Origin of the sequence: Enteractinococcus helveticum, from assembly GCF_020742345.1 — a bacterium.
In the GTDB taxonomy this organism is placed as follows: domain Bacteria; phylum Actinomycetota; class Actinomycetes; order Actinomycetales; family Micrococcaceae; genus Yaniella; species Yaniella helvetica_A.
Genome location: NZ_DYXC01000069.1, coordinates 14520 through 26376, shown reverse-complemented (window position 1 = coordinate 26376; position 11857 = coordinate 14520). Strand labels below are relative to the sequence as shown.

Below are 11857 nucleotides of genomic sequence, written 5' to 3'. Positions count from 1 at the left end.
CAACGACTCACTACTATAGCACTGGTATATGGCTTTAACGAATTTGACCGCGACCACAAACTGGCAGCGGTCAAATGCGAAAAAGCTAACGGGTTAGGCGTTACCGTCAAACAGGCTGGTCACGGAGCCGTCTTCGAATACCTCGCGAATGGCATTGGCCAAGATTGGGGCAACTGACAGCACAGTGAGGTTGTCGAAACGCCTTTCTTCTGGAAGTGGCAGGGTGTTGGTAACCACGACTTCCGAGGCTCCAGAGTTTGCTAGGCGTTCTGCTGCCGGGTCTGAGAAGACGGCGTGGGTGGCGGCAATGATGACTTCTGCTGCACCGGCTTCTTTTAGGATTTTCACTGCACCGGCAATTGTGCCTCCGGTGTCGATCATGTCATCGATGAGCACACAGACGCGACCTTCGACTTCACCGACCACAGTTTTGGATTCAGCCTTATTTGGCTGGCTGAGGTCACGAGATTTATGGACGAATGCCAGTGGTGCTCCGCCGAGGCGTTCGGCCCATTGTTCTGCTACGCGTACCCGACCGGTGTCTGGGGAGACCACGGTGACGTTGTCGACGTCCACACGGCCTCGAATGTAATCGGCCAGGATGGGGAAGGCGAATAGGTGATCGACCGGACCGTCGAAGAAACCCTGGATCTGCGAGGTATGCAGGTCCATGGACATAATCCGGTTGGCACCGGTTGCCAGGTACAGGTCAGCGATCATGCGAGCCGAAATTGGTTCGCGTCCGCGGCCTTTCTTATCCTGGCGGGCGTAGGGGTAGAACGGCGAAACCACGGTGATGCGACGTGCAGAGGCGCGTTTCATGGCATCGCACAGCAGCAGCTGTTCCATGACCCAATTATTCATCGGTGCCGGGTGAGCTTGGATGATGAATACGTCTTTACCGCGAACAGATTCTCCGGGGCGGACGTACATTTCACCGTTTGCAAAATCGTAAGCATCCAACGGCAACAACTCGGTGCCCAGGTGTTCAGCGATTTCTGCGGCAAGCTCTGGGTGTGCGCGACCCGAGGCTAACACGAGTTTTTTGTTCTCATTGGTGACGATTTCGCTCAACCAAGTTCTCCCTAGAACGTACGGCGTGTTTTGTTGTTCTAACTGTAGATCGTCCTACAGTCCTCCAACAGTCTGTTGGAAAACTTATGATTTGTCGCGTGCTTTCTGAGCGGCTTCGGCTGCAGCAGAACCGGCGCGACGTTCCAGAACCCAGTCTTCGATGATGCGCTGGTCCACAGCATTCATTGTCAGTGCACCAGGTGGTACGTTCTTCCGTACAACTGCTCCGGCGGCGGTGTAGGCGCCATCGCCAATCTCGACAGGAGCGGTGAAGACGGTGTTGGATCCGGTACGAACTTCAGCACCGATTGTGGTGCGGTGTTTGTTGACGCCGTCGTAGTTGGCAGTAATGTTGCCACACCCGATATTAGTATTTTCGCCGATGTCAGCGTCGCCGGCATAGCCCAAGTGCGACAGTTTTGCCCCGCGGCCAATATTGACGTTTTTGGTCTCGTAGAAGGCACCGATTTTGCCGTGCTCGCCCAGGACCGTGCCGGGACGGATATAGGTGAATGGTCCAACGTTGGCATTTGGTCCGATCTTCGCCTGGGTGGCTTCTGTTCGACGGACGGTAGCATTTTCACCGACTTGAACGTCGTGGAGCGTGGTGTCGGGACCAATCGTGGCACCAGTGGCAATGGTGGTTGTACCGTGCAACTGCGTGTTGGGTTTAATCGTGACGTCCTGGGCCAGTTCGACGTCAACATCAATCCAGGTGGTGGACGGGTCGATAATGGTGACCCCGGAACGCATCCAGCGTTGCGTGACGCGTCGGTTCAGTTCGGCGCCGAGGGTCGCTAACTGAACGCGATCATTGACGCCTTCGACTTCCATCAGATCATCTGTCACGTACGCGGCAACACGGCCGCCTGCTTCGCGGGCAAGTTCCAGCACGTCGGTGAGGTATTTCTCGCCTTGGACGTTCTCTGTAGTCACCTGTGCCAAGCTTTGGGACAGGATCTTGCCGTCGAAAGCGTAGATACCGGAATTAATTTCAGTGATATCCACCAGTGTGCTGTCGCCGGTTTCTTCGGCGATTTTTAGGGCGTCTTTGTGCTCGACAATCTGTGTCACAAGACCACTGTCGTCGCGCACAATCCGCCCGTAGCCAGTAGCATCCGGAACGTCGGCGCTCAATACCGTTACTGCATTTCCGGCGTTCTGGTGTTCGGTAACTAACGCATTGAGTGTTTCAGGGGTCAAAAGTGGCACATCGCCGTATGTCACAACGACGGTTCCGGTAACTGAGCCGATAGCTTCCAGACCCTGTTCCACGGCCCGGCCGGTACCTGGGATCTCGTCTTGATCAGCAATGACAAGGTCCGCATTATGTGCCAGCAGGTGTTCCACGACGCGTTCGCGTTCATGGCGCACTACAGCCACGAGATGTTCTGGTTTGAGACTGACAGCCGCATCTAGCGCATGACCAACCAAAGAACGACCACCAATGGAGTGGAGTACTTTGGGAAGCGAGGATTTCATTCGAGTGCCGGCGCCTGCGGCCAGCACGATGACAGCCGCGGGAGAAGAAGAATTCAAGGAAATCTCACCTTTGATCGTAAGACACTATTTTCTCAACCGCGATGCGGCAGTTCCGCCCCTAGGATTCGAACCTAGACCACACAGCTCCAAAGGCTGGCGTGCTGCCATTACACCAGGGCGGATCACTGATTGATCATCAGCACCTGAAACATTGTGCCACATTTGGCTACAAATTCCGAATTAGGCCGCGTTGAGTGACAAAACGTTGTCACCAAACCGGATATTAACCAGAGGCCTCGCAGACCCCAGCGTCACGCAGGGACGCAATGAGCTGCGCTTTGCGCATGTTCGACCGTCCGGGGATGTCGTGTTGCTTTGCCAGCTCGTAGAGTTCCTCCACCGTGCGCGCTTCTAACGCCATGCCCACGGTTGGTTCTGCCTGATCTTCAATGTCATGTCCAGCGACGTCATGGGTAATTGCCGATGTCGTGACGGCTTCTTCCAAATCTGCGGCGTCGAGATGATCGCCCGAGGCGAGTTCTTCTGGAATTTGAGTGTCAGCGGGCAGTTGCCCCCAAAGATTCTCATGCGTGCGATCTTTGCGAATCATATTTGCCACATAGGTTCCAACAACGACGCCGGCAACAGCAAGCGCGGCAAGCCCGAAGAGTTTGCCGACCCGCGATGAACGTTTGGACTGCTCAGATGAAGTCATGTCTCCATTATGACGCATCACCTCACAACCATGGCAGCACGTGCCTGAGGGGTGGTGTTCCCTAGAAAGCGATATTGTGATGTAAACAAAAATTTCGCTCCCACCGCAATATCGCTTGCTGTTGCTGATTACTCAGTCAGTTTATTGACGATGGCTTCATTGAAGGCCGGCAGGTCCTTCGGAGTACGGGATGTGATGAGGTTGCCATCCACCACGAGTTCTTCATCAGACCAATGCGCCCCGGCATTGCGCAGATCGGTTTGTAGGCTTGGGTAGCTGGTCATATTACGCCCTTGGGCGACGTCTGCTTCAGCTAGCATCCAGGCCGCGTGACAGATCGATGCAACCGTTTTATTTGCTTCAAAGAATGCCTTGGTGAATTTCACGGCATCGTTATTCATCCGCAACTGGTCAGCGTTTTTCGTTCCTCCGGGAAGAACGAGTGCATCAAACTCGTCGGCGTTGGCTTCCGCAACATTAACGTCGACTTTTTGAGAGTGATCCTTCCCGGATACCGCGTCGGACTCAGGCGAGACCAGGACGGCTTCTCCACCGTTTTCGACCACGGTGTCCCACGGCGAATACAATTCAGAAGGCTCATAACCATTGGTGACCAGAAAAGCTACGCGACGTCCTTGTAGGTTGCTCATGAATTCGCTCCTATCGATTGGGTTTCTGCTTAACCGTAACGAGGTTCGGGGGTCTTTGAAAGGTCGGCAATTCCGCAGCAATCAACGATGCACCCATCACAGACCCTACAAGGTCGTGCGACAGCTCAACGATGCCGGAAACCTGGGGCTCAGGCTACAGGCACCAGTTGCTGCCACGCTTCCCGGGTCTCATCCAACTCCAAGCCAGGTACATCGGTGCCCCACGTGCTTGCGCTCTGGTGCCATCAGGGTTGCTGCTGGGTTTCAAGCATTGGGTGCCGCTTCAGTCCCGGCCCCACGACGGCGAATCACCGGAATGGTGACGTCTGATGTGGAGCCTGCTGCTAGCGGTTGACTCTTACCACAGGGGAGCGTTGCATTTGCCGTCTCGTCGTGACTTGGGATCTGGTCTGTGCTTTCTGGGTGGAGAACTGCCCAGCGCGCTGAACGATGGGCTCGAACTCTGTCTCGCAGTTCGGCGGCAGTTTCCTGTGCTCCCACAATGTCGAAACCACCTTCGACGATCATGTCTAGATCGGCTTCAGCGGTTTGTCCTTCGACAGTGAGGTAGTCACCTAAAAAGATTGAGTTAACCACATGCAGACTTAATGGTTGCCAGCTGCGCAAGTGCATTTCTCGCCCACCGGCAATCCGCAGCTCACTGTCGGGGCACATGAGTCGAACGGCGCATAGAATGCGCATGGCTTGCTGCGCAGACAGTTCGTACGTGCCGGCCATCGGTGTGTCATCAAATGGGATCAAGAAGTTCACGGGGATTGAGTCGGAATCCACAGCTTGTAAGGACTGTATGGCTTCAACGACCTGCTCATCGGTTTCGCCCATCCCCACGATTAACCCGGAACACGGAGACAGTCCAGCGCTGCGTGCTCGTGTCACAGTATCTACACGGTCTGCGAATGTATGTGAGGAACAGATGCTGGGATAGTACGATTCTGCGGTGTTGAGGTTATGGTTATACGCATCAACACCGGCTGCCTTGAGTGTCTCGGCCTGACCGTCTTTTAAGAACCCTAAGCAGGCACACACTTCGACTCCCGGATTATTGACCTTGATCGACGTGACCATCTCGGAGACCTTCTTGACGTCACGATTGGACGGGCCACGACCCGACGCCACCAGGCAGACCCTCGATGCGCCACCAGACAAACCGAATTCTGCCTGACGTTGCGCTTCTTTGGAAGGCAACCAAGGATATTTCAGAACATCAGTGTCTGACCCTAATCGCTGCGAACAATACCCACAGTCTTCTGGGCAGAGTCCAGATTTGATGTTCACCAAATAGTTAATTTTCACCTTATTTCCAAAGTATTTTCGACGTACTTTGGAGGTTGCCGCAACAAGTTCCAGCAGTTCGTTGTCGGTCGATTTTAGGACGCCTAGGGCTTCATCCGCCGTAGCGGGCTCGCCTGCGCAGGAACGCTCAGCGATATCAAAAAAGTTATTGAACACTGTTCAATGATTGAACAGTGTTCAGCCATTGTCAATTACCGCATGTTCGCAACCAGCCTCCAGCAACACAAATTTTGACAGTGGCTGATGCACTCAAAGAGCCGGCCCGACAGCTTTCCTCTCACGATGAATTGGCGCGTTGGAGAAGACTCCACAAACCGCCCGTCGCCACAAGACCACCCAACCTGAACTTGTCACACAGTTCTACCCACGATGCACCTTCCCCTTTGGACGACTGGTGCTGCAACGTTACTGAATGCACGTCGTCCGGACACCGCGTTCCGAGCGTGCCCGGCGGCCGCAAAGCTTATTTCACTGGGACCACCAGCAGAACCAGATGAGCCTGCCATATCCACCCGCGCCACAAAGGCTAGTGACCGCATACCGGGCACGATACAGCCGGCGGTGCTGCGCCTGACGATACGGCGACACTGCAACAAAAAGGGCAAGGGGTTTCCCAGGCCACTGAAAGCACGGTTTCAGAAATTTCCTGTCATCTCACCTGCACGCCGTCAACACTTCTACGCGCTTTTTCTGCACTAACACCGAATACCTGTTTGACAATTCCCTGAGAGACAGCTCATACTTACTTAAAGTCAGTTTGACTTTAAGTAAGTTTTGTTCAGTTTCTATCGCAACGAGGTACCTGTGTGGTGAATCTTTCGGCTCCGAGCGCTTCCGAGCGTCGGTTCATGCCACCGGCAGTCGCGGTGTCGACCGTCGCGTTTGCCATCCATCCACCGGTGGATGCAAATATTGCTGATCCAAGTTCTGGTGAAGTGATCTCCACCTGGGGTGAATACGCTGGACGCGAGGGAGCCCGCGAAGAAAACCTGACCACGCTATGGATTCCACTGGTGCGACGGACTCGCCCGCCCTTCGCGGGGCGTTGGGCACTACCCGGTGGCCCGATCCCCTGGGATGAAGATCTCGACCAGACAGCGGCACGCACCCTACATGAGGCCGTATTGCGCTCCCCCGGCTACCTCGAACAGCTCTATACCTTCGGCGCGACAACCCGGTCGGCTACCGCCCAGCGCCTCGTCACAGTGGCCTATTGGGGGCTCTATGGACAGCTTGAGCTCCGTATCCCACCGACAACCGAATCTTCACGTGATGTAGCCGGTGACGTCGCCTCGGCAACCCAAGATGCGGTCACGGAATTCTCTCAGGCGCTCATCTCCTCAGCCGATGCCAACGTCGCCTGGTTTTCCATCGACCGCCTACCACATCTTGCCTTTGATCACGCCGACATCATCGATTATGCGGTGTGGCGACTACGTCAGCGCACCGCATATTCCATGGTCGCCCACCGATTCTTAGGTGAAGAATTCACTCTGGCCCAGATGCGCCGCGTGCATGAAGCCATTCTTGGCGAACAGATCGATCCAGCAAATTTCCGACGCGACATGTTGGCCCAGGGACAACTGGTAGATACCGGCCGAGTAGAACAAGGCACCCCACACCGGCCTGCCAGACTGTACCGATTCAAAGACCAGCCCGAACAGTAATAGCCCACGAAAATTGTCTTTCCTTCAAGGAGTCTCATGACGAGCGTAGCCAATCTCATTGCCTCAGCCGCCAGTGCCGAACAGCGCCAGCGCACCGCATTAGGCGATACCATCGCCGTTGGTATTCCCAAAGACATCACCACCACGTGCGACAGTCAATTGACCACCGATCCATGGCACATTGACCGCCAACAAGGTTATGGTCCTGGAGCATCAACCGACGACGTCGCCCCGCCCACTACCCCGCATCAGGGGCCAATTCCAGTCGAGTACACGCAGGCTTCCGAAGCAGAACTTGAGGCACGCATCACCGCGGCCAAAGCCACACTCGGAGATCGCCTGAAAATTCTGGGCCACTTTTATCAGCGCGATGAGATCGTCAAATACGCTGATTTTGTTGGCGACTCCTTCATGCTGGCCCAAGCGGCCAAAGACCATCCAGAAGCTGAAGCATTCGTGTTCTGTGGTGTCCACTTCATGGCAGAAACCGCCGATATTCTGTCACAAACCCACCAGTCGGTGATCCTGCCAAACCTGGCGGCCGGTTGTTCCATGGCTGATATGGCAACGATTGACCAAGTTGAAGAGGCCTGGCAACAGCTCACCACCGTGTTTGGAACCTCAGCCGACGACCAGGCCGAGCTCATCCCGGTAACGTATATGAACTCTTCTGCTGCGATCAAGGCGTTCTGTGGTCGCAACGGCGGCATTGTATGTACCTCATCAAATGCCACTACCGTATTGGAATGGGCTTTTGAACGCGGCAAGCGCGTCATCTTCTTCCCCGATCAGCACCTGGGACGCAACACGGCTAAGGCAATGGGCATTACCGAAGACCAGATGCCACTATGGCGCCCCTATTTGCCCCTGGGCGGCAATACTCAACAGCAACTCATCGATGCCAAAGTCATTTTGTGGAATGGGTTTTGTTCGGTACACAAACGATTCACCGTCGCCCAGATCGACAAGGCGCGTGCAGATTATGACAACGTTCAGGTCATTGTGCACCCGGAATGCCCGGCCCCGGTGGTCGAAGCCGCTGACGGCGTAGGCTCCACCGAATACATCCGCAAAGCGATCGAAGCCGGCAAACCCGGTGATGTTTTTGCCGTGGGCACCGAAATCAACCTGGTCAACCGCTTGCAAGCCCAACACCCAGAGATGACTATCTTCTGCCTGGATCCGGTAGTGTGTCCGTGCTCAACAATGTACCGCATCCACCCGGCCTATCTGGCCTGGGTATTGGAGGCCCTCGTTGCCGGTCAGACCCCGAATCAAATTTCGGTTGACCCAACTGTGGCAGCCGATGCCGAGGTCGCACTGGAGCGCATGTTGGCGGCTCGGCCATGATCGTCGTGGTGGGTGCAGGCGTCGCCGGTCTGACAGCGGTCAACCGCCTGGTCACCGCCGGCGCCGACGTCACCCTGGTAACCACCGGTCGGTTTGGCCGTGATGCTATCTCAGCGGGAAACACCGCCCTGGCCCAAGGTGGGATTGCTGCAGCTCTGAGTGCCGATGACACGCCAGCACTGCATGCCGCTGACACCATACGGGCCGGCGCCGGTTTGGTAGACCCACAGGTGGCTCAGTTCGTGGTAACCGAGGGCGCACAGCGGATGCGAGACCTGCTGGAGGCCGGATTTACCGCCGACCGAAATGCTGATGGCACCCTAACGTTCGGGCTCGAGGCAGCCCACAGCACATCGCGCGTGGTACACGCCGGTGAAGATAGTACCGGTGCTGCTCTGTCGAGGTTTTTGACCGCCCAGGTTCAACACCATATTGACACCGGTGTAGTGCAGTTGGTGGAACAAGCCAGTCTGCAGCACATCCATATTGCGCAGAACCACGTCTGCGGTCTCACGGTGCGCCTTGCCGGTGGTTGTACACGGCTTGGCGCCGATGCGGTGGTTCTGGCAACCGGCGGATTCGCCGGGTTGTATTCCAACACGTCTTCCTCAGCAGCAATTACCGGCAACGGTGTGTTGGCTGCTGCCCGTGCCGGGGCGGTGTTAGCTGATATGGAATTTGTACAATTCCATCCCACCGTAATTCCGGGGACCGGTCAGCTGGTCTCCGAAGCGGTTCGCGGTGCTGGCGCCGTGCTGCGGGATCCTACCGGCAAGCGGTTCATGTCTGCTGCACATCCGGATGCCGAACTGGCACCCCGCGACGTCGTCTCTCGAACCATCGCCCAAGTCATGCGAGACGTTGGTACGTCGTCGGTGTGGCTGGATGCCAGGGTCATTGAACAGCGTCACGGGCCTGGCACCCTGGCCCGTCGTTTTCCAGTGCTCACCCACGCACTGGCAGCCTTAGGAATCGACTGGGGTTACGAGCAGGTTCCGGTGGCCCCGGCGGCGCACTACTGTATGGGCGGGGTCGCTACGGATTCTGCGGGCCGAACGTCAGTGGCCGGTCTCTATGCTGCCGGAGAAGTTGCGTCAACGGGTTTCCACGGCGCCAATCGCCTGGCCTCAAATTCACTGTTAGAAGGGCTCGTATTCGGTACTCGTGCCGCCGACGCCGCCTGTTCCGACATTGCCAGCGCTCGTTGGCAGCCCGATGCTGGGTTTAGCAAGTTTGTCGCAACCGCCACCGAGGTCGCAGGGGCCACGACATCACGGATCGATTCGCCCCAGCAGCTGCGTAAGCTGCAACGGGTGGTCGATACCCACCTTGGGATGACCCGCACCGAAGCAGACCTAAACGTGGCATTGAGGCAGCTTGAAACGATTCGCCACCCAATGGGTGATCTCATGCGGGTCATGGCAACCGCCGCCCTACGGCGCACCGAGTCCCGCGGCGGCCACTGGCGGGCCGACTTCCCAGACCAAGACGCCAATCAAGCGTATCGAACCGCCTGGCGCCTGACCACGACACCGATTGAATCCGACGATCAGACACCAACCACACGGACCAAGGAGACACCTGTTCATGTTGACGCCTAAACTCATCGGCGATGCGGTAGCCCGTGCGCTGGCGGAGGATACCCCGTGGGGTGATGCCACCGTGGCCGCCTCCATCCCTGCCAGCATGCCATTTCGTGCACAGCTCGTTGCCCGCGAACCCGGGGTCTTTGCTGGCGGTGCGGTGCTGGTTGAGACCTTCCGCCAGGTGGATGCCGAGATTATGGTGACCGATCTGCTCGACGACGGCACCAGTTTTACCACCGGCACCGTACTGGCCTCGGTTGCCGGCCCGGCCGCAGGTATTTTGACCGCCGAACGCGTGGCGTTGAACTTCACTCAGCGCCTGAGCGGCATCGCGACATTGACCTCACTATTCGTCAACGAGGTTGCCACGGTTGCAGCTCAGGCTCGCATCGCTGATACCCGCAAAACCACCCCCGGGCTGCGAGCGCTGGAAAAACATGCTGTGGTTGCAGGGGGCGGAGTGAATCACCGGTTTAGTCTCTCGGATGCGATCATGCTCAAAGACAATCACCTGGCAGCCCTGGGCGCCACCCACGGCGAGGGGCTTACCGCCGCGATCTGTACGGTCAAAGCCTCCGTGGGGCATACCACACCGATCATTGTCGAAGTCGATGAACTGGCCCAGATCCAGCCGGTGCTCGCTGCGGGAGTCACCGGGATTTTGCTCGACAATTTTTCTCTGGATGACCTGCGTGCAGGCGTGGAACATATTGCGGGACGCTGCATCGTCGAGGCCTCGGGTGGAGTGAACCTTGATACGGTGGCAGCAATTGCTAAGACTGGCGTGGATATTATTTCGGTTGGCGCCCTCACCCACGGGGCTACCGCACTTGATCTTGGATTGGATGCTGTCTGATGTTCTACCTCGATGCCGCTGCTACCGCCCCGTTGCGGCCCGAAGCTAGGCACGCCATGCTGGCGGTATTAGAGCGTGGACCTGGCAACGCTTCTTCGGTGCACACGCCAGGGAAAACGGCCAAGGCAACCCTGATACATGCCCGCCAACAAGTCGCCCAAGCGTTTGGGGCGCGCACAGCCGAAGTCGTGTTTACGGCCGGGGGCACCGAGGCCAATAATCTGGCGCTCAAGGGTATTGCCACCGCTACCCCGCGTGGCAAACACATTGTCACCACGGCCATCGAACACTCTTCCATTCGAAAATCATGTGAGTTCCTGGCTCGCGTTGGTGGTTTTGAGATCACCGAAATCGGGGTGGACTCAATGGGTCGAGTAGATCAAGCCGCTGCTATCGCAGCAATTCGCGACGACACCACATTGGTTTCCGTCGGTTTGGCCAACGGCGAGATCGGCACGGTGCAAGCCATTGACCGGATCGCCCAGGCGGCCCGGGGTGTCGGTGCCGTTATGCATACCGACGCCGTCCAAGCCGCAGCCTGCCTGCCCGTGAGTTTCGCAGCCGACCAATGGCCCGGCGCCGCCGTAGATGCGATGTCGGTGGCCTCACATAAATTCGGTGGTCCCCAGGGTGCTGGGGCACTGGTGATTCGCAACGGTATTACATTTGAGCCACTGTTACACGGTGGTGGACAAGAATCCGGGCACCGGGCGGGCACTGAGAACCTGGCAGCGATCGCCGGTTTTGGTGCCGCTGTAGCCGCAGTCATGCCAACCGCTGGGACCCGCGCCCAAGCGATGATGGCTCAGCGAGATGAGTTTATTCGGCGCATCACCCAGGCGATTCCCGGAGCCAAGCTCACCGGCCATCCCACCGAACGCACCCCAAATCACGCATCATTTGTCATCGAGGGCTTTTCCGGTGAATCCATGTTGGTCGACCTGGACGTGGCCGGTGTTGCGGCCTCCTCCGGTTCGGCCTGTTCAGCAGGCAAGAAAGAGCCCTCCGGCATCCTGTTGGCCATGGGCTATGACCCGGATGTGGCGGTCACTGCACTGCGTTTTACCTTCCCGGATCCACTCGATGACGACGCCTTCGAACAGCTGGTGAAAACCACGCTGCGGGTTCTTGACCGGCATGCTGCTGCGGCCCGGTGACAACCA

10 protein-coding genes and 1 tRNA gene are annotated in these 11857 nt (G+C 57.2%); 5 read left to right on the top strand and 6 right to left on the bottom strand.

Going from position 1 to position 11857, the window contains the following annotated elements:
• Window positions 1-93: 93 nt before the first annotated feature.
• The 6 genes from K8V32_RS05465 to bioB all read right to left on the bottom strand — a co-directional run bounded on the left by K8V32_RS05465 (window position 94) and on the right by bioB (window position 5391).
• A complete protein-coding gene (locus K8V32_RS05465; protein ID WP_303904076.1) occupies window positions 94-1074 on the bottom strand; it encodes a ribose-phosphate diphosphokinase in 981 nt (326 codons plus the stop codon).
• A gap of 84 nt (window positions 1075-1158) precedes the next feature.
• Entirely contained in the window at window positions 1159-2619 is a 1461-nt protein-coding gene (gene glmU, locus K8V32_RS05460) for a bifunctional UDP-N-acetylglucosamine diphosphorylase/glucosamine-1-phosphate N-acetyltransferase GlmU (RefSeq protein WP_303904261.1), read from the bottom strand.
• 47 nt (window positions 2620-2666) lie between these two features.
• Window positions 2667-2738 (bottom strand) — tRNA-Gln (locus K8V32_RS05455).
• A gap of 101 nt (window positions 2739-2839) precedes the next feature.
• Window positions 2840-3271 carry a Rho termination factor N-terminal domain-containing protein gene (locus K8V32_RS05450; RefSeq protein WP_303904073.1) on the bottom strand — a complete coding sequence of 144 codons (432 nt, stop codon included), beginning with the start codon at window positions 3269-3271 and terminating at the stop codon, window positions 2840-2842.
• Window positions 3272-3399: 128 nt separating this feature from the next.
• The gene (locus K8V32_RS05445; RefSeq protein ID WP_303904070.1) at window positions 3400-3921 is read right to left on the bottom strand and encodes a type 1 glutamine amidotransferase domain-containing protein; all 522 of its coding nucleotides are present in this window, start codon (window positions 3919-3921) and stop codon (window positions 3400-3402) included.
• Between the two features lie 264 nt (window positions 3922-4185).
• Window positions 4186-5391 carry a biotin synthase BioB gene (gene bioB / locus K8V32_RS05440; protein WP_303904067.1) on the bottom strand — a complete coding sequence of 402 codons (1206 nt, stop codon included), beginning with the start codon at window positions 5389-5391 and terminating at the stop codon, window positions 4186-4188.
• 650 nt (window positions 5392-6041) lie between these two features.
• Here bioB and K8V32_RS05435 point away from each other — a divergent pair.
• From K8V32_RS05435 to K8V32_RS05415, 5 genes are read left to right on the top strand one after another with little or no spacing between them, the layout of a single operon-like run.
• Window positions 6042-6902 carry an NUDIX hydrolase gene (locus tag K8V32_RS05435; protein WP_369681045.1) on the top strand — a complete coding sequence of 287 codons (861 nt, stop codon included), beginning with the start codon at window positions 6042-6044 and terminating at the stop codon, window positions 6900-6902.
• Window positions 6903-6938: 36 nt separating this feature from the next.
• The gene (gene nadA, locus K8V32_RS05430) at window positions 6939-8252 is read left to right on the top strand and encodes a quinolinate synthase NadA (protein ID WP_303904064.1); all 1314 of its coding nucleotides are present in this window, start codon (window positions 6939-6941) and stop codon (window positions 8250-8252) included.
• Window positions 8249-9853, top strand: a complete 1605-nt coding sequence (locus K8V32_RS05425; RefSeq protein WP_303904061.1) for an L-aspartate oxidase — start codon at window positions 8249-8251, stop codon at window positions 9851-9853. The genes nadA and K8V32_RS05425 overlap by 4 nt, the downstream gene beginning before the upstream one ends.
• Complete coding sequence (gene nadC, locus K8V32_RS05420) at window positions 9840-10694, top strand: carboxylating nicotinate-nucleotide diphosphorylase (protein ID WP_303904058.1); 855 nt, start codon at window positions 9840-9842, stop codon at window positions 10692-10694. The genes K8V32_RS05425 and nadC overlap by 14 nt, the downstream gene beginning before the upstream one ends.
• Window positions 10694-11851 (top strand): cysteine desulfurase family protein, encoded by a 1158-nt coding sequence (locus K8V32_RS05415; RefSeq protein ID WP_303904056.1) that lies wholly within the window; start codon window positions 10694-10696, stop codon window positions 11849-11851. Before nadC ends, K8V32_RS05415 begins: the two co-directional genes overlap by 1 nt.
• Window positions 11852-11857: the final 6 nt, after the last annotated feature.

Bases quoted from the DNA above. Each gene is read 5' to 3' on its own strand.
- K8V32_RS05450 (WP_303904073.1), bottom strand. From the start codon at position 3,271: ATGACTTCATCTGAGCAGTCCAAACGTTCATCGCGGGTCGGCAAACTC.
- K8V32_RS05445 (WP_303904070.1), bottom strand. From the start codon at position 3,921: ATGAGCAACCTACAAGGACGTCGCGTAGCTTTTCTGGTCACCAATGGT.
- nadA (WP_303904064.1), top strand. From the start codon at position 6,939: ATGACGAGCGTAGCCAATCTCATTGCCTCAGCCGCCAGTGCCGAACAG.
- K8V32_RS05425 (WP_303904061.1), top strand. From the start codon at position 8,249: ATGATCGTCGTGGTGGGTGCAGGCGTCGCCGGTCTGACAGCGGTCAAC.
- nadC (WP_303904058.1), top strand. From the start codon at position 9,840: ATGTTGACGCCTAAACTCATCGGCGATGCGGTAGCCCGTGCGCTGGCG.
- K8V32_RS05415 (WP_303904056.1), top strand. From the start codon at position 10,694: ATGTTCTACCTCGATGCCGCTGCTACCGCCCCGTTGCGGCCCGAAGCT.